The sequence below is a fragment of the Serratia sp. PL7 genome (genome assembly GCF_945957435.1).
This window is the reverse complement of the sequence record NZ_CAMFLB010000001.1, coordinates 1,583,420-1,602,625: the sequence shown is the minus strand read 5'-3', so window position 1 is coordinate 1,602,625 and position 19,206 is coordinate 1,583,420. Positions and strand designations below refer to the sequence as shown.

19 protein-coding genes are annotated in these 19,206 nt (G+C 57.1%); 10 read left to right on the top strand and 9 right to left on the bottom strand.

The genetic code is table 11. The annotated features are described in order from the left end of the window. The first annotated feature begins 123 nt into the window (after positions 1-123). A complete protein-coding gene (locus tag N6G83_RS07610) occupies positions 124-684 on the top strand; it encodes a YniB family protein (protein ID WP_025302601.1) in 561 nt (186 codons plus the stop codon). Between the two features lie 35 nt (positions 685-719). On the opposite strand, the gene N6G83_RS07605 is transcribed toward N6G83_RS07610, so the two are convergent. From N6G83_RS07605 to ghoS, 6 genes are all read right to left on the bottom strand, one after another. Then, on the bottom strand, positions 720-1,589 hold the full coding sequence (locus tag N6G83_RS07605) for a fructosamine kinase family protein (RefSeq protein WP_033642864.1): 870 nt from the start codon (positions 1,587-1,589) through the stop codon (positions 720-722). Positions 1,590-1,826: 237 nt separating this feature from the next. Next, a complete protein-coding gene (locus tag N6G83_RS07600) occupies positions 1,827-2,681 on the bottom strand; it encodes a metal ABC transporter permease (protein ID WP_025302603.1) in 855 nt (284 codons plus the stop codon). Further along, the gene (gene yfeC / locus N6G83_RS07595) at positions 2,681-3,541 is read right to left on the bottom strand and encodes an iron/manganese ABC transporter permease subunit YfeC (protein ID WP_015377686.1); all 861 of its coding nucleotides are present in this window, start codon (positions 3,539-3,541) and stop codon (positions 2,681-2,683) included. The genes N6G83_RS07600 and yfeC overlap by 1 nt, the downstream gene beginning before the upstream one ends. Next, a complete protein-coding gene (locus N6G83_RS07590) occupies positions 3,541-4,431 on the bottom strand; it encodes a manganese/iron ABC transporter ATP-binding protein (RefSeq protein ID WP_043143367.1) in 891 nt (296 codons plus the stop codon). The genes yfeC and N6G83_RS07590 overlap by 1 nt, the downstream gene beginning before the upstream one ends. Beyond that, positions 4,428-5,372, bottom strand: a complete 945-nt coding sequence (locus tag N6G83_RS07585; RefSeq protein ID WP_025302605.1) for a metal ABC transporter substrate-binding protein — start codon at positions 5,370-5,372, stop codon at positions 4,428-4,430. Before N6G83_RS07585 ends, N6G83_RS07590 begins: the two co-directional genes overlap by 4 nt. Before the next feature lie 131 nt (positions 5,373-5,503). Beyond that, a complete protein-coding gene (gene ghoS, locus N6G83_RS07580) occupies positions 5,504-5,803 on the bottom strand; it encodes a type V toxin-antitoxin system endoribonuclease antitoxin GhoS (protein ID WP_025302606.1) in 300 nt (99 codons plus the stop codon). 109 nt (positions 5,804-5,912) lie between these two features. Between ghoS and N6G83_RS07575 the strand changes: the two genes are divergently transcribed. The 6 genes from N6G83_RS07575 (at position 5,913) to N6G83_RS07550 (ending at position 13,570) form a co-directional block, all read left to right on the top strand. Further along, positions 5,913-6,578: a transglycosylase SLT domain-containing protein gene (locus tag N6G83_RS07575; protein WP_025302607.1), complete on the top strand. Its 666-nt coding sequence runs from the start codon at positions 5,913-5,915 to the stop codon at positions 6,576-6,578. A 307-nt stretch (positions 6,579-6,885) separates the two neighbouring features. Continuing rightward, positions 6,886-7,611: a gluconate 2-dehydrogenase subunit 3 family protein gene (locus tag N6G83_RS07570; RefSeq protein ID WP_025302608.1), complete on the top strand. Its 726-nt coding sequence runs from the start codon at positions 6,886-6,888 to the stop codon at positions 7,609-7,611. A gap of 2 nt (positions 7,612-7,613) precedes the next feature. Next, on the top strand, positions 7,614-9,395 hold the full coding sequence (locus tag N6G83_RS07565) for a GMC family oxidoreductase (protein ID WP_089195820.1): 1,782 nt from the start codon (positions 7,614-7,616) through the stop codon (positions 9,393-9,395). Positions 9,396-9,407: 12 nt separating this feature from the next. Continuing rightward, the gene (locus N6G83_RS07560; RefSeq protein WP_043143369.1) at positions 9,408-10,745 is read left to right on the top strand and encodes a c-type cytochrome; all 1,338 of its coding nucleotides are present in this window, start codon (positions 9,408-9,410) and stop codon (positions 10,743-10,745) included. A 257-nt stretch (positions 10,746-11,002) separates the two neighbouring features. After that, the gene (locus N6G83_RS07555; protein WP_043143391.1) at positions 11,003-12,286 is read left to right on the top strand and encodes a serine/threonine protein kinase; all 1,284 of its coding nucleotides are present in this window, start codon (positions 11,003-11,005) and stop codon (positions 12,284-12,286) included. Positions 12,287-12,436: 150 nt separating this feature from the next. Further along, a complete protein-coding gene (locus N6G83_RS07550) occupies positions 12,437-13,570 on the top strand; it encodes an ABC transporter substrate-binding protein (RefSeq protein ID WP_049209398.1) in 1,134 nt (377 codons plus the stop codon). A 36-nt stretch (positions 13,571-13,606) separates the two neighbouring features. Here the strand turns inward: N6G83_RS07550 and N6G83_RS07545 are convergent, their stop codons facing one another. Continuing rightward, positions 13,607-14,296 carry a MarC family NAAT transporter gene (locus N6G83_RS07545; RefSeq protein WP_033642874.1) on the bottom strand — a complete coding sequence of 230 codons (690 nt, stop codon included), beginning with the start codon at positions 14,294-14,296 and terminating at the stop codon, positions 13,607-13,609. 107 nt (positions 14,297-14,403) lie between these two features. Further along, positions 14,404-14,631, bottom strand: a complete 228-nt coding sequence (locus N6G83_RS07540; RefSeq protein WP_065424057.1) for a hypothetical protein — start codon at positions 14,629-14,631, stop codon at positions 14,404-14,406. Between the two features lie 223 nt (positions 14,632-14,854). On the opposite strand from N6G83_RS07540, the gene N6G83_RS07535 reads away from it, so the two are divergent. The 3 genes from N6G83_RS07535 to N6G83_RS07525 all read left to right on the top strand — a co-directional run bounded on the left by N6G83_RS07535 (position 14,855) and on the right by N6G83_RS07525 (position 18,320). Beyond that, the gene (locus N6G83_RS07535) at positions 14,855-15,904 is read left to right on the top strand and encodes a YrzE family protein (protein ID WP_043143370.1); all 1,050 of its coding nucleotides are present in this window, start codon (positions 14,855-14,857) and stop codon (positions 15,902-15,904) included. A 240-nt stretch (positions 15,905-16,144) separates the two neighbouring features. Beyond that, complete coding sequence (locus N6G83_RS07530) at positions 16,145-16,768, top strand: hypothetical protein (protein ID WP_025302616.1); 624 nt, start codon at positions 16,145-16,147, stop codon at positions 16,766-16,768. A 349-nt stretch (positions 16,769-17,117) separates the two neighbouring features. Continuing rightward, complete coding sequence (locus N6G83_RS07525; RefSeq protein ID WP_260515060.1) at positions 17,118-18,320, top strand: site-specific integrase; 1,203 nt, start codon at positions 17,118-17,120, stop codon at positions 18,318-18,320. 277 nt (positions 18,321-18,597) lie between these two features. On the opposite strand, the gene N6G83_RS07520 is transcribed toward N6G83_RS07525, so the two are convergent. After that, positions 18,598-19,131, bottom strand: a complete 534-nt coding sequence (locus N6G83_RS07520) for a hypothetical protein (protein WP_260515058.1) — start codon at positions 19,129-19,131, stop codon at positions 18,598-18,600. Positions 19,132-19,206 lie beyond the last annotated feature (75 nt).

Sequence of the window (19,206 nt, the reverse complement as noted above, 5' to 3'; positions counted from 1 at the left end):
TTTTTGATTTCGACGAATTCGGCTAAGCTTGTAGCACAGAGGGAGTGAAGAAAACGGTGGGCGAGTTTCGCCAACAGCAGGTAGACTTAGCCGATTCGGTTACGTCGCTAACAAGGGGAACACATGACGTATCAACAGGCCGGGCGTCTCGCCATTTTGAAACGCATTCTCGGATGGGTGGTTTTTATCCCGGCGTTGCTGTCGACGCTGATTTCCGTGCTGGGCTTTATCTATCAGCACAGTGAAAAAACCAAGGGCATCAACGCAGTGATGCTGGATTTTGTCCACGTGATGGTGGACATGGTGCGTTTCAATACGCCGTTCCTGAACCTTTTCTGGTACAACTCACCGGTGCCTGACGTGGATAAAAGCCTGTTCAGCGGCGCCAATCTGATGTTCATCATCATCTATATTCTGATCTTCGTCGGGCTGGCGCTGCAGGCCTCCGGCGCGCGCATGTCGCGTCAGGTCAAATTCATCCGCGAAGGGTTGGAAGACCAGATGATACTGGAGCAGGCCAAGGGCAGCGAAGGGCACACGCGCCAACAGCTTGAGGAGCGCATTACGCTGCCGCACCACACCATCTTCCTGCAGTACTTCCCGCTGTACATCCTGCCGATCGTGATTGCGGTGATCGCCTGGTTCGTGATCCGCCTGTTGGGGCAGTTGGCCGGCGCGGCCTGAACCATGAACGGGGCGCCGCTCGGCGCCCCGGAACGTTATGACGCTTCGGGCTGCAGCAGCGCCTCCACCGCGCGTTGGGCAGCCACCAAATGCTGGCCGCCGAACAGATTGCTGCGGTTGAGCAGGTAGTACAGCTGATACAGCGGCTGGCGTTCGATAAATCCGGCCCCCAGCGGCCACACGCTCTGATAGCCGTCGTAGATCTGCGGCGGCAGCTCCGGATACAGCGGCAGCATCGCCAAATCGCACTCTCTGTCGCCCCAGTAGCTGGCCGGATCGAACAGTATCGGCCCGTTGGCGGTCATCGCGCAGTTGCCCGGCCACAGGTTGCCGTGCAGCAGGGAAGGCTGCGGCTGGTGGTGCTGCAAGCGCAGATACACCCGATCGACGATGTCGTCGATGTCGCCGAAGGTCATGCCTTTTTCCGCCGCCAGCTGCAGCTGCCAGCCGATGCGCTGCTCGGCGAAGAATTCCGACCAGCGGCGCTGCCAGGCGTTGGGTTGCGGGGTAGTGGTCAGATCGCTGTCGAAGTCGAGACCGAACTGCGGTTGCTCGCTCCACTGATGCAGGTGCGCCAACTGCTGGCCCAGACAGTAGGCGCCGTGGGCGTCGAGGGGTTTCAACTGCTGATACTCCAGCAGCAGGAAGCTGTAGTCGCGATCGCTGCCGACGCCATACACTTCCGGTACCCGCACGCTTTTGCTGCGCGCCAGCAACGCCAGCTGATCGGCCTCGGCGGTGAATATCGGCAGTTGTTCACGGGCGTCGCATTTCACGAACACCTCGTTGTCACCGTAACTCACGCGCCACGCCGGGTGAATGTCGCCCCCGGGCAGTTCAATCCTTTCGCGTATCTCTGCGCTGCCAAGATGTTCACTTAACAGACGGCTAACGGCTTGCCACATGGTATTTCCCCCTCTGTGCTGCCTGATAATTCATTAGGTTAGCGTCTTTCCCGTGGTGAAAACACGACGCGGCGCACAGCCGGCGTCAAAGGCGGCGATTTTTTCAGCGCCTCGCCAGCTCAAAGTATATACCCTATTGATTAATTTAAGCGCAATACCGATTGCAACTTGATGACAACGAATAAGCCAGCGGAGGAATAGGATGCGGCGGGGCACACCGCCGCATCAGAGGGGCGTTTAACTGCCCATCGGGGCGTTTTGGTTACCCTGTAACGGGCGCAGCTTGCTGTACAACAAGGCGACAACGAACAGCACGGCCTGCACGATGACGATACAGGGCCCGGTGGCGCCGTCGATGTGGAAGCTGATCAGGGTGCCGAGCACGCAAGAGAACACCGACACCACCGTTGCCACCATCAGCATGCGATCAAACCGGCGGCACAGCATAAAGGCGATGATGCCGGGGGCGATCAGCATGGCGATCACCAGGATCACCCCCACGGCCTGCAGCGAGGCGACGATGGTCATCGCCAGCAGGCAAAGCAGCCCGTAGTGCAGCAGCTTGACCGGCAGCCCAATCACCCGGGCGTGGTGCGGGTCGAAACAGTACAGCATGAAGTCTTTGCGCTTGAGCAACACCACCGCCAGGGTGATGCCGGCAATCAGCAGGGTTTGCTTCAGCTCGCCGTCGGTGATGCCCAGCATGTTGCCGAACAGAATGTGGCTTAGGTGTTGGTCGGTGTCGATGCGCGAGAACAGCACCAGGCCGAAGGCGAACATGCCGGAGAAAACGATGCCCATTACCGTGTCTTCTTTCACCCGGCTGTTCTCTTTCAGGTAGCCGGTGGCCACCGCGCAAAAGATGCCGGAGAGGAAGGCGCCGATCGCCAGCGGGATGCCGACCACGAACGCCACCACGATGCCGGGCAGTACCGCGTGCGAGATGGCGTCGCCCATCAGCGACCAGCCTTTGAGCACCAGATAGCAGGAGAGCACGGCGCACACTACGCCGGTGACGATGGCGGCGACGATCGCCCGCTGCATGAACGGGTAGGCGAAGGGTTCGCTGAGCAGTTGATACAGGGTGTCCATCAGCGGCCTCCGGTTTGCGAATGCGCCACACGGCGCCGGGACGCCAGCAGGCCGTGTTTCGGCGCGAAGAAGAACGCCGCCAGGAACACCAGCGTTTGCAGGGTGACGATCACCCCGCCGGTGGCACCGTCGAGGAAGAAACTCAGGTAGGCGCCGATGCCGCTGGTCAATGCGCCGATGATGATGGCGATGATCACCAGCCGGCTGAAGCGGTCGGTCAGCAGATAGGCGGTGGCGCCCGGCGTGATCACCATGGCGATCACCAAAATGGCGCCGACGGTTTGCAGCGCGGCGACGGTGCAGGCGCTGAGCAGGGTGAAGAACAGGATCTTCAGCTTCAGCGGCGACAGGCCGATCGAGACCGCGTGGCTTTCGTCGAAGAACACCGCCAGCAGGTCTTTCCACACCAGACACAGGATCAGCAGCGAAACGCCGATGATGATTTCCACCTGCAGCACGTCTTCGTCGGCGATGCCGAGGATATTGCCGAAGATGATCGACTGTACGTTGACCGAGGTGGGGTTGAGCGACACGATCAGCAGGCCGACGGCGAAGAAGGTGGAGAAGATGAAGCCGATGATGGCGTCTTCGCGCAGGCGGGTGATGTGGCGCACCAGCGTCATCGCCAGCGCCGCCAGCATGCCGGTAAAGAAGGCGCCGGCGGCGTAGGGCAGGCCAAGGGCGTAGGCGCCGGCCACGCCGGGCACCACCGAGTGCGACAGCGCATCGCCCATCAACGACCATCCTTTCAGCATCAGATAGGCGGACAGGAACGCGCAGGCGGCGCCGACGATGGCGCTGACCCAGATGGCTTTCACCATGTAGTTATAACTGAAAGGTTGCAGCAGAAGGTCCAGCATCAGGATTGTTTCTCCCTGGCCTGGCTGTTGGCCGGCGGATCGCTCTTGGTGTGGCCGTAGAACACCGCCGGGCGCTCATCGTCGGTCAATACCGTAACGGTGCGCGGATCGTTGTCGTCGTGCAGATCCGGGCCTGAGAGGTTGATATGGCGCAGCACGCCGCCGAATGCCTGCTCCAGGTTGCTCTGCGTGAAGGTGGTTTCGGTTGGGCCGGCGGCCAGCACCGTGCGGTTGATGAGGATCACCCGATCGCAAAACTCCGGCACGCTGCCGAGGTTGTGGGTGGAGACCAGGATCAGATGCCCCTCGTCGCGCAATGCGCGCAGCAGCTCGATAATGGCATTCTCGGTTTTCACATCCACGCCGGTGAACGGTTCATCCAGCAGCAGCACCGTGCCCTGTTGCGCCAGCGCGCGCGCCAGAAACACGCGCTTTTTCTGGCCGCCGGACAGCTCGCCGATCTGCCGACCGCGCAGCTCGCTGAGGCCGACCCGCTCCAGCGCCTTGTCAACCCGCAACCGGTCCTCTCGCGACGGAATGCGCAGGAAATTCATCTTGCCGTAGCGGCCCATCATCACCACGTCTTCCACCAGCACCGGGAAGTTCCAGTCGACGTCCTCGGTCTGCGGCACGTAGGCGATCAGGTTCTTTTTCAGCGCGTCCGCTACCGGTTTGTCGCTGAGCGACACCCGGCCGCTGGTGGGCCTGACCAGGCCCATGATGCTTTTGAACAACGTCGATTTACCGCTGCCGTTGACGCCGACCAGTGCGCAGATCGAACCGCCGCTCAGGGTAAAGCTGGCGTTGTGAATGGCGGTGTGTCCGTTGTTGTAGGTCACGGTGACGTCGTCCACGTTCAATTCAGGGCGGACAAACGGTTCATGGGTCATTGATCGAATCCTTTGGCGATGGTTTGCACGGTGGTGTTAAGCAGGTCGATATAGGTCGGCACCGGGCCGTCGCGGGTGGACAGCGAATCCACGTACAGCACGCCGCCGTATTTGGCGCCGGTTTCTTTCGCTACCTGCTTGGCCGGCTTGTCGGAAATGGTGCTCTCGCTGAACACCACCGGAATATGGTGGGCGCGCACCGCGTCGATTACCCGGCGCACCTGCTGCGGCGAACCTTGCTCATCGGCGTTGATCGGCCACAGATAGACTTCTTTCAGCTGATAGTCCTGCGCCAGGTAGCTGAAAGCGCCTTCGCTGGTCACCAGCCAACGCTGTGCGGTCGGAATGCGCGCCAGGCGTTCGCGCAGTGGGGCGTCCAGTGCGCCGATTTTCTCTGCGTAGGCTTTGGCGTTGCGGTTATAGGTTTCCGCATGTGCCGGATCGTGCTCCACCAGCGCTTTGCGAATGTTCTCGATGTACACCAGCGCGTTGCTTGGCGACATCCAGGCATGCGGGTTCGGGTTGCCGTTATACGGCCCTTCGCGGATCGGCAGCGGGGTGATGCCTTCGGTCACAACCGCCGCCGGCACCTGTTTGATGTTTTCGAAGAAGCGCTGGAACCAACGTTCCAGGTTCATGCCGTTCCACAGGATCAGGTCGGCGTGCTGCGCTTTGACGATGTCGCGCGGGGTCGGTTGATAGTCGTGGATCTCGGCGCCCGGCTTGGTGATGGATTCCACCACGGCGGCGTCACCGGCCACGTTCTGGGCAATGTCCTGAATGATGGTAAAGGTCGTCACCACGCGCAGCTTTTTATCCGCCAGCGCGTGTTGACTGACCAAGGCGGTGCCGAGCAGCAGGCAGGCGAGCGTAAAAGGGCGTAACAGTGCGGCAGCGCGGGAAGGGCGACTGCGACGAAAAGCGCAACTTATCAATGGCATGATGACGTCTCCTGGTTCAAATGAAAATGATTATCAATATCAATTGAAGCGAAGTCAAGCGTCACTTGCCCACCGCCGGCGGGGTATTTCTCCAACTGAAAAAATAATACCGTCCGGGGAGTTATAGCATTTTATGTATCAGTATGTAACCGCTGAAGGTAGTCCTCACAGGCGCATATCGTCACCTCCGGCTGTTTTCCCAATGCCAACTGCCCGAACCCCTGCGCCAGGCGCAGTACATCCTCTTGATCCAGCACGGTTATGAACGCGAAACTGTTGCTGCCGAGCTCATGGTGAACGCCATTTTCGTCTGTCACCGACGTGACAAAACCTTCGCGCGTCAATTGCCCGGTCAGCTTCGCCAGGTCGGTTAATCCCGCTTCCTGATAGCGAAAAGTCACCACAAAGCAGTTTGTTGCAGATTGACTCATAAATCACCTCTTGGTATATGGATAGCTTGAGATTAGCCCAAAAAATTACTGCAGGTGTCCTTACAAGTTGTATATGCTACGCAACTCATTGAAAGGAGTGAGGGATTCTGTGAAAACAAAAATAGGTTGCCTTACGGCAATTTTGCTTTTGTCGGGGTGCGCCAAAGACCCGCAAACGGCAAGCAATATTTCAGGCAGTGGCACAACGCGCGGCGGTTGGTTAAAACCCCCTCCGCAGGCACCGGTAAACCGCACAGGCACCCCGGTTGCTTATAACGATTACATTCGTCAGGCCGCCAGCAACTACGGCGTTGACGAAACGCTGATTAAAGCGATTATTCAGGTGGAGTCCGGGTTTAACCCGAACGTGGTCAGCACCTCGAACGCAGTGGGATTGATGCAGCTTAAGGCTTCTACCGCCGGCCGCGACGCCTATCGCATGAAAGGACGAAACGGGCAACCCAGCTCGCGTGAGCTGAAAGATCCGGCGGTCAATATTGATCTGGGAACGGCCTATATCAATATTCTTCAAAGCCAGCAGCTAGCCGGGATCAACAACCCTCAGACTCTGCGTTATGCCACCATCGTTTCGTACGTGAACGGGGCGGGTGCCATGTTACGCACCTTCTCCTCGGACAAGCGTGTGGCGGTGAATCGCATCAATCAGATGAGTCCGGACGAGTTTTATCAGCACATCCAGAAAAAGCACCCGGCACCGCAGGCGCCGCGCTATTTGTGGAAGGTGACCACCGCCTACCAGGCGATGTCGCAGTAACCCTCTCTTTTGTCGAATCGGCCGCTGAACGCGGCCGATTTTGTTTATGGCGCCGCTTAAGAGCACGACGCACCTCTCATTTTTCGTTATTTCCTCACCGGTTATCAGAAAAACCGCACAAAAAGTTAAATTTACGTTAGCAGATAAATCTTTACGTTCATTCAATAAGTTACCGGTAACATTTTTGCATTTGCTCGCATTCTGACCTTCAATAAATAGACAAATAAGTAACAAATTATTTTAAAAACCCGTATCGACCGCAAGGTTGCGGTTAAATAGTTGTGACTATCTTTGGATGGAATGTGACATGTCGAATCATAAAACCAACAATTCGCGGCGCGATTTCTTGTTGAAATCGATGACCTTAATTCCTGCGGCGGTAATTGGTGGCAGTGGCGTTGGCGCGCTGACGGCACCGGCACCAGCGGTCGCGGCCCCGAACACTTCAACGCAGAACGATTACCAACCGACCTTTTTCACCCCGGAAGAGTGGGCCTTCATCAGGGCCGCCGTCGCGCGCCTGATCCCGGCCGACGAACGCGGCCCTGGCGCACTGGAAGCCGGCGTACCGGAGTTTATCGATCGCCAGATGAATACCCCATACGCCACCGGCTCCATCTGGTACATGCAGGGGCCATTCAACCCCGATGTGCCGAAGGAGATGGGTTATCAGCTGCCGCTGGTGCCCAAGCAAATCTACAACCTCGGCATCAGTGACGCCGACGCCTACAGCAAGAAAACCGCCGGCAAGCCCTTCGCCGAACTGGATGGCGCGCAGCAAGACGCCATGCTGCAAAAGTTCGAGTCCGGCGAGGCGGAGTTCCAGCAGCTGCCGTCGAAACTGTTCTTCTCCTATCTGTTGCAAAACACCCGCGAAGGTTTCTTCAGCGATCCTATCCATGGCGGCAACAAAGACATGGTGGGCTGGAAGCTGATTAATTTTCCGGGCGCGCGCGCCGATTTTATGGACTGGGTTGAGCGAGGGGAGCGTTATCCCTTCCCGCCGGTCTCGATTCGTGGGGAGAGGGGCTGATCATGGCAACGGTAATGAAAAAAGTAGATGCGGTGATCGTCGGTTTCGGCTGGGTGGGCGCGATCATGGCCAAAGAGCTGACCGAGGCCGGCCTCAACGTGGTGGCGTTGGAGCGTGGCCCGATGCGCGACACCTATCCGGACGGTTCTTATCCGCAGGTGATCGACGAGCTGACCTATAACATCCGCCGCAAACTGTTCCAGGATCTGTCGAAAAGCACCGTCACCATTCGCCACAACAGCAGCCAGACCGCGGTGCCTTACCGCCAGCTGGCGGCGTTCCTGCCGGGCACCGGCGTTGGCGGTGCCGGCCTGCACTGGTCGGGCGTGCATTTTCGCGTTGATCCGATCGAACTGCGCATGCGCAGCCACTATGAAGAGCGCTACGGCAAAAACTTCATTCCGAAGGACATGACCATCCAGGACTTCGGCGTGACCTACGACGAGCTGGAACCGTTCTTCGATAAAGCGGAGAAAGTGTTCGGCACCTCCGGCACCGCCTGGACCATCAAAGGGCAGAAAGTGGCGCAGAAGGGCGGCAACCGCTTTGCGGCGGATCGTTCCAGCGACTTCCCGCTGCCGGCGCAGAAAAATACCTACTCCGCCCAGCTGTTCGAGAAAGCGGCGCTGGAGGTGGGTTATCACCCTTACAACCTGCCGTCCGCCAACACCTCGGACTCTTACACCAACCCGTACGGCGCGCAGATGGGCCCGTGCAACTTCTGCGGTTTCTGCAGCGGCTACGCCTGCTACATGTATTCCAAGGCCTCGCCGAACGTCAACATCTTGCCGGCGCTGCGCATGGAGAAACGTTTCGAGCTGCGCACCAACGCCAACGTGCTGAAGGTCAACCTGACCGACGACAAATCCCGTGCCACCGGCGTGAACTACGTCGATGCGCAGGGCCGCGAGATTGAACAGCCGGCCGATCTGGTGATCCTGGGCGCGTTCCAGTTCCACAACGTGCACCTGATGCTGCTGTCCGGCATCGGCAAGCCTTACGATCCGGTGACCGGCGAAGGCGTGATCGGGCGCAACTTCGCCTACCAGAACATGACCACCATCAAGGCGTTCTTCGATAAAGACGTGTTCACCAACCCGTTCATCGGCGCCGGCGGCAACGGCGTGGGCGTGGACGACTTCAACGCCGATAACTTCGACCATGCCAAAGAAGGCTTCGTCGGCGGTTCGCCGTTCTGGGTCAACCAGGCTGGCACCAAGCCGATCTCCGGCCTGCCGACGCCTCCGGGCACCCCGGCCTGGGGCAGCAAATGGAAAGCGGCGGTGGCGGATGCCTACACCCACCACGTTTCGATGGACGCCCACGGCGCGCACCAGTCGTACCGCAACAACTATCTGGATCTCGATCCCAACTACAAGAACGTCTTTGGCCAGCCGCTGCTGCGCATGACGTTCGACTGGCAGGAAAACGACATCAAGATGGCGCAGTTCATGTACGACAAGATGGCGCCGATCGCCAAGGCGATGAACCCGAAACTGATCGCCGGCAGCCCGAAAAACGCCAACAGCCACTTCGACACCACCAGCTACCAGACCACCCATATGAACGGCGGCGCGGTAATGGGGGAAGATCCGAAGACCAGCGCGGTCAACCGCTATCTGCAGAGCTGGGACGTGCACAACGTGTTCTCGATCGGCGCATCGGCCTTCCCGCAAGGGCTGGGCTACAACCCGACCGGCACCGTGGCGGCGCTGGCTTACTGGTCTGCCCGCGCCATTCGCGAGCAGTATCTGAAAAACCCAGGCCCATTGGTGCAGGCATAAGGACGGCGAACGATGAAAGCATTTGTACCGGCACTGGTTCTCAGTGCAGTGAGTTTTTCCGTTTGGGCGCAGGATGCCACCGTCAGCAGCGAGCTGATCAAGCGCGGTGAATACCTGGCGCGCGCCGGCGACTGCGTGGCTTGCCACACCGACGGCAAGAGCGGCAAAACCTTCGCCGGCGGTCTGGCGATGGAGACGCCGATCGGCACCATTTACTCCACCAACATCACGCCGGACAAGAAAACCGGCATCGGCGATTACAGCTTCGAGGATTTCGACAACGCGGTGCGTAAGGGCGTAGCCAAAAACGGCAGCACCCTGTACCCGGCGATGCCGTACCCGTCGTTCGCGCTGGTGAAAGAGGACGACATGCGCGCCATGTATGCCTATTTCATGCACGGCGTGCAGCCGGTGGAGCAGGCCAACAAGGATTCCGACATCCCGTGGCCGCTGTCGATGCGCTGGCCGCTGAGCATCTGGCGCGGCATGTTCGCGCCGTCGCCGGCGGATTTCGTCGCTGACGCCAAGGCCGATCCGGTGATTGAGCGCGGCCGCTACCTGGTGGAAGGCCTGGGCCACTGCGGTGCCTGCCATACCCCGCGCAGCATCACCATGCAGGAAAAAGCGCTGAGCAACAGCGAAAGCGACGACTACCTGTCCGGCAGCAACGCGCCGATCGACGGCTGGGTGGCTTCCAGCTTGCGCAGCGACCGTAAGGATGGCCTGGGCAGCTGGAGCGAAGCCGAGCTGACCGAGTTCCTGAAAACCGGCCGTAACGACAAGGCGATCGTGTTTGGCGGCATGAGCGACGTGGTGGAGCACAGCCTGCAATACCTGAGCGACGACGATCTGACCGCCATCGCCCGCTACCTGAAATCGCTGCCGCCGAAAGACGGCAAGCAGCAGGCGGCGCCGGTCGAAGACAGCGTGGCCAAGGATCTGTGGCGCGGTGACGACAGCAAGCCCGGCGCGGCGCTGTATGTCGATAACTGCGCGGCCTGCCACCGCACCGACGGCGTGGGCTATAAGCGCGCCTTCCCGTCGCTGAAGGGCAACCCGGTGGTGCAGACCGAGGACGCGACCTCGCTGATCCACATCGTGCTGACCGGTAACACCACGCCGGCGGTGCAGGGCGCGGTGTCCAACATCACCATGCCGCCGTTTGGCTGGCGTCTGAACGATCAGCAGGTGGCGGACGTGGTGAACTTCATCCGTACCAGCTGGGGCAACAGCGCCAAACCGGTGAGCGCCTCCGACGTGGCCGACGTGCGTAAAGACCGCTCGATGATCCGCGACGAGAAGGAGATGGGCAGCGCCGAGGTGCCGGACCATCCGGACGCGAAGAAGTAAACCGCTTAAGGGCTCCGCAAGGAGCCCTTAGTTTTTCCTGCCCGTGCCGGTTTTTTCAGCATTTTCTGTTCGCAAATCATCCGTTCAGCCGATAAAACATAGACCCGCAGCGGATTTTTCATTATCCTTTGCCGTCCTTTCATCAGGCGTAAGTATGAAATATCGCTTTAATTCACTGATTACTATTAAAAAATTCGCGGAGAAGGATATCCCGTTAGGCGCAATCGTTGGCGCTGCAGATTAAGGTAGGCTGTCTCATGAGTACGATTTCTCCCGATTCAGGCACGCTGACGGCCGCTCAGCCTGCCAAATGGAACAAAACCGACACCGTCTGGATGTTCGGTCTTTATGCCACCGCGGTGGGCGCCGGCACATTGTTCTTGCCGATCAACGCCGGTTTGAACGGCCCGCTGGTGCTGCTGTTGATGGCGCTGTTCGCTTTCCCGTTGACCTATTTGCCGCACCGCGCGCTCAGCCGCTTCGTGCTTTCTGGCTCCAGCCGCGACGGCAATATTCACGATGTGGTAGTGGAACACTTCGGCGTGCTGGCCGGAAAAATCATCATGATGCTGTATCTGATGGCGTTCTTCCCGATCGTGCTGGTGTACAGCATTTCGATCACCAACGCGCTGGACAGCTTCCTGATCCACCAGTTCCACGTGGCGCCGCTGCCGCGTATCTGGCTGAGTCTGGCGGTGGTCGTAGTGCTCAATCTGGTGCTGCTGCGTGGCAAAGACAGCATCGTGGCGGCGATGGGCATGCTGGTGTTCCCGCTGCTGGTGTTCCTGATGGGTATTTCGCTGTACCTGATGCCGAGCTGGAATACCGCCAACTTCGTGCACGGCCTGGCCACCACCCGCTTCGACACGCCGGGGCTGTGGCATTCACTGTGGCTGGCGGTGCCGGTGATGGTGTTTTCCTTCAGCCATGCGCCGATCATTTCCTCCTTCGCCTCGACCCAGAAGAGCCTGTATGGCGACAAGGCGGAGCGCCGCTGCGCGCGCATCATGCGCTACAGCTATGTGCTGATCTGCGTTACCGTGCTGTTTTTCGTGTTCAGCTGCGTGCTGAGCCTGTCCCATGAAGACATGCAGCAGGCGAAAGATCAGAACATCACGGTGCTGACCACGCTGGCCAACAAGTTTTCCAACCCGCTGATCGCCTATCTCGGCCCGGTGATGGCAATGCTGGCAATGGCTAAATCCTATCTCGGCACCTCGCTGGGGGTGACGGAAGGGGCGACCAGCCTGATCGATGGCGTCACGCGCGCGGTCGGCAAGCCGCTCAGCTCGCGCATGACGCACCGCATCTCGGCGGTGGCACTGTTCCTGCTCACCTGGGCGGCGACGGTGTGGAACCCCAGCGCGCTGCACATCATCGAAACCATCAGCGGCCCGCTGATTGCAGCGATCCTGTTCATCCTGCCGATGTACGCGGTGCGTGCGGTGCCGGCCATGCGCCAATATCGCGCGGCGAGCAACGTCTTCGTGCTGGTGATGGGCTTGATTGCGCTGTCGGCGCTGATCTACGGCCTGATGTGATCCCCTGGGCGCGCCGGCTCCGGTGCGCCTCTTATCCTTCCTTTACACATCCCTTTGCAATTAATCGCCGGCATGCTGGGCGTTATCTTTGATAATGCAAGCCATTCTCATTAGTATTTCCTGAATGTATTCATGACTAAGGAGTCTTTCGTGCACCGTCGAATCACTTTGCCGGCGCTGGTCTGCGCCGCCTTACTCGCCTCTCCGGCGATGGCCACTACCTATCCGTTGACCCTGACCGACACCTCTGGCCAGACGGTCACCCTCCCGCAGGAACCGAAACGCATCGTGGTGCAGGACGGGCGCGACATTCTCACGCTGGCGCTGCTCGATCGCGCCAACCCGTTCGGCCGGCTGGTGGCCTGGAATAACCTGCTGAAGAAAAGCGACGCGGCGACCTGGGAAATCTTGCAGAGCAAATGGCCGGCGGCGAAAAACATCATCGATATGGGATTCAGCGATAAAGGCGAAGTGAATCTGGAGAGCGTGATCGCCAAGCGCCCCGATCTGATGATCGCCCAGCTGCGCTCCAAGCCTTCGCTGAGCCAAACCGGCGTGCTGGATAAGCTGAAGGCGCTGAACGTGCCGGTGCTGTTTATCGATACCATGCTCAAGCCGGTGGAAAACACGCCGAAAAGCGTGACGCTGTTGGGGGAAACCCTCAACCGTGAAAGCGAAGCCAAGCAATATACCGATTATTATCAGCAGCATTATCAGGCCATTCTGGCCAAAACGCAGGCGGTGGCACCCAAACCGTTGGTGTTCTTCGAAGCCAAGGCCGGTCTGAATGGCCTGGAATCCTGCTGCTTCACCCATGCGCACGTCGGCTGGGGCGCGTTGGTCGAAGCGGTCGGCGCGCGTAACATCGGTTCTGCGCTGCTGCCGGGTGCGACCGGCGACGTGGCGCTGGAAAAAGTGATCAGTATGAAACCGGATGCGTATATCGTTTCCGGCTCGCAGTGGGCCAGCAAGACCAATGCCGCGGTGCCGTTCGGCTATGGCGTGACGCAGCAGCAGGTGGATGAGGCTTTCAACCGTATGAAACAGCGCCCGGGGTTCTCGCAGGTGTCGGCGGTGAAGGAAGGGCGGTTCTACGGCATCTACCATAACTTCTACAACCACCCGTACAACATCGTCGGGCTGGAGTATCTGGCGAAGTTTATCTATCCGACGCAGTTCCCGGATCTGGACCCGGCCAAGACCTACAGCGAGATCCTCAGTCGCTTTACCGAAGTGCCGGAAGGCAAGGGCATTTTGGGCGCGCAGGCGCCGGCGGGGAAATAACGGCAACGGGCGCGATGTCGCGCCCGTTTTTCATGGTCAGGCGGCGGTCGGTGTATAGGTGGAGATGATCTCCAGCACGCCGTTGATGATGAACTGAACGCCCATGCACACCAGCAGGAAGCCCATCAGGCGCGAGATCGCCTCGATGCCGCTTTTTCCCACCAACCGCATGATGGCGCCGGAACTGAGCAGGCAGGCCCACAGGATCACCGCGACCGTCAGGAAGATGGCGACCGGCGCCACGGCCAACACCCAGGGTTCAAAGCCCAGCGAGTTCGCTTTGACGCTCGACGCCGAGCTGATGATCATCGCGATGGTGCCCGGCCCGGCGGTGCTCGGCATGGCCAGCGGCACGAAGGCGATGTTGGCCGACGTCTTGTGGCGCAGCTCGTGCGACTTGCTCTCCACCTCCGGCGCGTCTTCGGGGCTCTGCTGCGGGAACAGCATGCGAAAACCGATGAAGGCGACGATCAGGCCGCCGGCGATGCGCAGGCCGGGGATCGAAATGCCGAAGGTGTTCATCACCACCTGCCCGGCGTAAAACGCCACCGTCATGATGCAGAACACATAAACCGAGGCCATCAGCGACTGCTGATTACGCTCTTCGCGCGTCATATTGCCGGACAACCCGAGCAGCAACGCCACCGTGGTCAGCGGGTTGGCCAGCGGCAACAGCAGCACCAAACCCAGTCCGATGGCCTGGAATAACTGCAAAATACCCGTCATAAAATAGACTCCCTGTGCAACGTTCAAGCCGCCAAACGGCGGCCCATGAGCTGAACAGCCTAGCCTGCCGTACGCCTGGCGGCAATGGGGATAGCTCGTAACGTTAATTAACCGTCGGCCCGGGCGTTCAGTGCCGCCGGCCGGCGAAATTGGTCGGCGGGAGACTCATCGTCATCGCCGCACTCGCCGGCGAGCTCAGGTTCATCCTCACACCCCAGCGGCGCTTCGTTGACCGCGATCGCGCGCGGCACCGAACGTGCGCCAAAATGCACCAGCCCATATAACGTCGCCAATGCCGCGCACGCCACGATGAGGGCTGCGAGTAACCGGTTCATGTTGTGCGCTAAGACCCTGTTCACTGGTGGATAGCGTAAGAATAGTGATGCTAAGACGGTCTGTCAGCGTATCGCCGCTGAGAGTAGACGCACTCTTGATGTTATTATCATTAATTATTTTTAACTGTTTTCACCCTTTAACCGCCTGATTGATGAAGCGAGTCTATAATGGTAAGGCTTTCTGGCATTTCTTTATAATCGAAAACTTAAAAGGAGTTTTACTATGGAAGTGGCAAAAGAATGGGTAGCGGCGAAAAAAATCTCCTGGGGCAGCGTCATCGGCGGCGTGATCACCGTATTGGCTGTTTCACTGTTGCTGTCGACGTTAGGCACCAGTCTTGGATTCTCCATCGTGGATCCGACATCAGACGATCCGATAAACGGCGCCGGTACCACCGTAGTGATTTGGTCCGCTGTTTCAATCATTATTAGTTTGGCCGCCGGCGCTTTTATTGCTGGGCGTTTGGCTGCTAATGACGGACTTATTCATGGCTTCCTGGTCTGGGCTACGTCACTGATTGTGGCGGCGGTACTGGGTGGGATGCTGGTCGGGTCTGCAGTGAAGGCGACCGGCAATGCGCTGGGCGCTATCGCGTCGACCTCCGGCAGCTTGCTCTCCGGCGCCGGTTCAGCGATTGGCAAAGGGGCATCCGGATTGGCGGACGCCGGCGGTAAAGTGTTTGACAAGTTGGGCATTGACACAACCTTGGAACCTGAACAGCTGCAAGGCGATGTGGTTACGGCGCTTAAAAAAAGCGGTATCCCGTCATTGCAGCCTGAATTCATGCAACAGCAGTTGAATGCGGCCAAAACTGATTTGGCGGACGCAGTAAAAGCCCTGGCACTTCAGCCTGACAATAGCGACGCCATTATTAATCAACTGGTCGCCAAGCTTAAAAAACAGGGTGAGGCCATCTCGCAAGATGTGGATCAAGACGCCCTGAAAAAGGCCTTGGCAGAAAATACCGATATGACGCCGCAGGAAGTGGACCAGACGGTGAAGAATTTGGTCGAAGCCAAAAATAAAACTGCGCAGCTGGTTAATCAGCGTTTGGATGACGCCGAAGCAAAAATCAATCAGGCAAAACAGGAGTATGTGGAGCTGAAACAGAAGGCGCGCGAACAGGCTGCCGCTGCTGCAGACGAATTGTCGCGGGCTGCATTATGGTCATTCTTTGCGCTGTTGATTGGCGCAGTGGTCAGTGCGTTGGCAGGCTTGTGGGGCGTTAACACCAATGCCCGCCGTATCGCGGTATCACCTGCGCAGGCGTAATCTTCGGGCTCCTTTGCGCGTCTCGATGATAGATGGATGAGAGCCTGGAATACTGACGACGATGAAGTGACAGCCAGGAAAGACTGGCCCCACCCCGGCCCAGGTGCCGGGGTTTTTTTATTGTTTCGGCGTAATTAACGACCACCTTTCGCGTGGCTCAGGGCATTAGGCACCAATTGCCACGATCCCTGAGAACAGGTGGATACCATAGATGCGCTGTAAATAATAATGAGTGTGATTATGAAACAAGAACTGCATCTTTTACTGGGGAAAATCGGCGCATTCGCGCTTTCCGCCGCCTTCATGGCGGCATTGGTCGGCCTGGTGTTTATCGATGTGCACTGGCTGCATAACTTCGTTCATGAAACCTCGCTGACCGAAGCGGCACAGGAACTGTTGCTGCTCGCCATCTCCGGCGGTTTTTTCGCCGCGGCCCGGCGACAGGCTGAACGGCGTTCCGCCTGGCTGCTGGTTGGCGGCTTCTTTCTCTGCATGCTGATCCGCGAGATGGACTTCGCGTTCGATGCGTTGTGGCATGGCGCCTGGGTGTGGTTCGCACTGGCGGTCGCCTTGGCCTGCCTGTGGCATGCGGCACGGCATATTGCGGCCACGGTGCGCGGTCTGGCCTATTTCGTGACGCATCCCGGCTACGGCATGATGTGCGCCGGCCTGCTGTGCATTCTGGTGTTTTCACGCCTGTTCGGCATGAGCGCGCTGTGGCAAACGCTGATGCTGGACGGCTACAACCGAGTGGTGAAAAACATGGTGGAAGAGGGGTGCGAACTGTTGGGCTACGGCCTGTGTCTGTTGGCTACCCTCAGCTATCTGAAAGGCGTTTTGGCATCGAATGAGGCGAAAGTGTGAGGGCGGTTGCACTTTATTTATCCGGAACAATTTTAGTGATACTATTCGCTTAGCCGAATGCGGCTGAGAAGGTATGCGTTCCATTCTGTATACCCAGTGAGGTTTCAATCTGGCAATTGTGGGCGAGATCTGAAACCTGGCTGACCAAACCCAAAATCCAATTTTCGTACTGCATGTGATCTGTCGTGTAAGCAATGCTCGGCAGTTCACCTGATTCCATTCTGTTTCAAATTACCCCATCAACTCACTGTGGTGCTTGAAAAAGCCCTTGGCTAGTGATTCAATCCGTTTCATGTGATTTCAATCCAAGCCACTAAAATTGTGTACATACCTGTGTACATAATTGGAGATGTACACAGTGCTCACCGATGCCAAACTCCGCAAGCTTAATGGAAAACCCATCCCAAAACTGATCGAGATGCCTGACGGCGGCGGCCTGTCTATCCGTATAACCCCACTTGGGCTGATTGTCTTCCAGTACCGATACCGGTACGCAGGTAAGGCACGCCGCATGACGCTTGGAAGTTACGACGAAATTTCGCTCAAAGAAGCGCGCGATATGGTTCAAGAGGCCAAGCGCGTCTTGGCCGAAGGGAAAGACCCCATCACAGTGAAATCCATGACGCTGGAGGAGATCGCTGGCTCAGCCTCTGTGAAAGACTGTCTATCACATTGGACTACCAGCGCTCAGGCTCAGCGCCTTGTGAAATTGCAGTATTGGGAGAGGGCATTTGAGCGGCATGTAATCCCATATGTCGGCGATATGATTGTGGATGAAATGCAGATATCTCACTGGCAGCCAGTTTTCAAAAGGATGAGAACGAATGGGGCGGAAACCTTTGCAGGGATCATGCTTTCAAAGCTAAAGCAGGTGTTTTCGTATTGCCTGAGAACGGAGAAGATTCGTGTTAATCCGATCGCCGCATTGCGAATTAGTGATGTTGGAAAACCTGTCGGCGTGGTTAAACGGTATTTCAGCGATGATGAAATAGGAGCTTTTTGGCTGGCTCTTGAAGGTTCTCGGATTGTTCACCAGAACAAGATCTTCATTAAATTGTTGCTGCTTACAGGATGTCGGGGAGTTGAGCTAAGGAAGGCAAAGAAGGGCGAGTTTGATGTGAAAAACAGAACGTGGCGCGTTCCTGCGGAAAATTCAAAAACGCGCCAGCCGTTTGTGAGAGGACTATCAGGGGATGCCGCAAAGCTAATTGAGGAGGCTATGTCGCTATACCCGAACATATCGCAATTGTTCCCGCCGGCGATTGTGCAGGGCGATCGCCCTATGTCAGCAGGTGTTCTATTGAACATGGCGGAACAGCTTAGGAATGAGATGGGAGTTCATGACTGGGCAATGCATGACCTACGACGTACAGCTAAAACTAAAATGAGCGAACTAGGGATTGAGCCCCACGTATCCGAAAAGGTGCTGGGGCATAAGCTCGGTGGTGTTCTGGCGGTATATGACCAGCATTCATATCTCAAAGAGCAGCAAAATGCGCTGGATATTTGGGCCGCTCATGTGGCGTCCTGCGTTTCATCAATGAGGCCTTGAGCGCGGAAAAATCGTATCACGTCGCAATATCTATACTGCTCGCCGCCATGGATTGGATTGGTGCCAGGCGCTGGTTTAGGGAACGGTGTACCAGCCTTTTCCCACTGCTTTTTCCTGCGCCAAAATGTGGTTCGTGATATACCGCCCAACTGCTGCTGTATACCTTCTCGGGTGATCAATACTGGCTGAATTGGCAAGTTATTTATAGGCATTTTATACTCCAGCTAAAAACCCCGCTTTAAAGCGGGGTTTTCGTATATTCCAATGTTTAGTTTGACTAATTTGTCTTTAATTCAGTTTTTGCTTCTGAGACTAAGTCACTAAGTAGCTTTCTGGATATTTTCATAGTGCTCTCAGATGCTTCTAAGCTATCTATAGAGTCTTCATACCATGCATCCTTCATTTTATTTCTTGCGGAAACATAGTTATCTAGAATGATTTTCACATTTGAAGTTAATGTGAAATCAGATAGCTGTGCTATTCTTTCTAATTCTTGAATGTCTATCCAGTATTCTGATATTAATTTGCTTTCTATGTCTTTAGGGTGAGGTTTAAACCATGGATCGGTATCACCCATCCTTGCATACTCCAATTTTAAGAAGTAATCGTCACTCATCTTTATACGATAGGCAATGTTGATTATTTCAGAAAATGCCTCTAGTCTTTTTTCCCACCATTTTTCTTTATAAAATTTATTTAAAGTAAATTTGGTTGAAAAGTGCGCGGCAGATAATGCAACAACTACCGGAATGATATATTTTGATGCGATATCTATGATTTGCAGCCAAGACTGTACATCTATGGTGTTCAATTTTTATCCTTAAGCTTTATTTCTCATCATAAACTCAATAATAGCCTCTTTCTCATATTGATTTAAGTAAAGGAG

Bases quoted from the DNA above. Each gene is read 5' to 3' on its own strand.
- N6G83_RS07610 (WP_025302601.1), top strand. From the start codon at position 124: ATGACGTATCAACAGGCCGGGCGTCTCGCCATTTTGAAACGCATTCTC.
- N6G83_RS07605 (WP_033642864.1), bottom strand. From the start codon at position 1,589: ATGTGGCAAGCCGTTAGCCGTCTGTTAAGTGAACATCTTGGCAGCGCA.
- N6G83_RS07600 (WP_025302603.1), bottom strand. From the start codon at position 2,681: ATGGACACCCTGTATCAACTGCTCAGCGAACCCTTCGCCTACCCGTTC.
- yfeC (WP_015377686.1), bottom strand. From the start codon at position 3,541: ATGCTGGACCTTCTGCTGCAACCTTTCAGTTATAACTACATGGTGAAA.
- N6G83_RS07590 (WP_043143367.1), bottom strand. From the start codon at position 4,431: ATGACCCATGAACCGTTTGTCCGCCCTGAATTGAACGTGGACGACGTC.
- N6G83_RS07585 (WP_025302605.1), bottom strand. From the start codon at position 5,372: ATGCCATTGATAAGTTGCGCTTTTCGTCGCAGTCGCCCTTCCCGCGCT.
- ghoS (WP_025302606.1), bottom strand. From the start codon at position 5,803: ATGAGTCAATCTGCAACAAACTGCTTTGTGGTGACTTTTCGCTATCAG.
- N6G83_RS07570 (WP_025302608.1), top strand. From the start codon at position 6,886: ATGTCGAATCATAAAACCAACAATTCGCGGCGCGATTTCTTGTTGAAA.
- N6G83_RS07565 (WP_089195820.1), top strand. From the start codon at position 7,614: ATGGCAACGGTAATGAAAAAAGTAGATGCGGTGATCGTCGGTTTCGGC.
- N6G83_RS07560 (WP_043143369.1), top strand. From the start codon at position 9,408: ATGAAAGCATTTGTACCGGCACTGGTTCTCAGTGCAGTGAGTTTTTCC.
- N6G83_RS07555 (WP_043143391.1), top strand. From the start codon at position 11,003: ATGAGTACGATTTCTCCCGATTCAGGCACGCTGACGGCCGCTCAGCCT.
- N6G83_RS07545 (WP_033642874.1), bottom strand. From the start codon at position 14,296: ATGACGGGTATTTTGCAGTTATTCCAGGCCATCGGACTGGGTTTGGTG.
- N6G83_RS07540 (WP_065424057.1), bottom strand. From the start codon at position 14,631: ATGAACCGGTTACTCGCAGCCCTCATCGTGGCGTGCGCGGCATTGGCG.
- N6G83_RS07535 (WP_043143370.1), top strand. From the start codon at position 14,855: ATGGAAGTGGCAAAAGAATGGGTAGCGGCGAAAAAAATCTCCTGGGGC.
- N6G83_RS07530 (WP_025302616.1), top strand. From the start codon at position 16,145: ATGAAACAAGAACTGCATCTTTTACTGGGGAAAATCGGCGCATTCGCG.
- N6G83_RS07525 (WP_260515060.1), top strand. From the start codon at position 17,118: ATGTACACAGTGCTCACCGATGCCAAACTCCGCAAGCTTAATGGAAAA.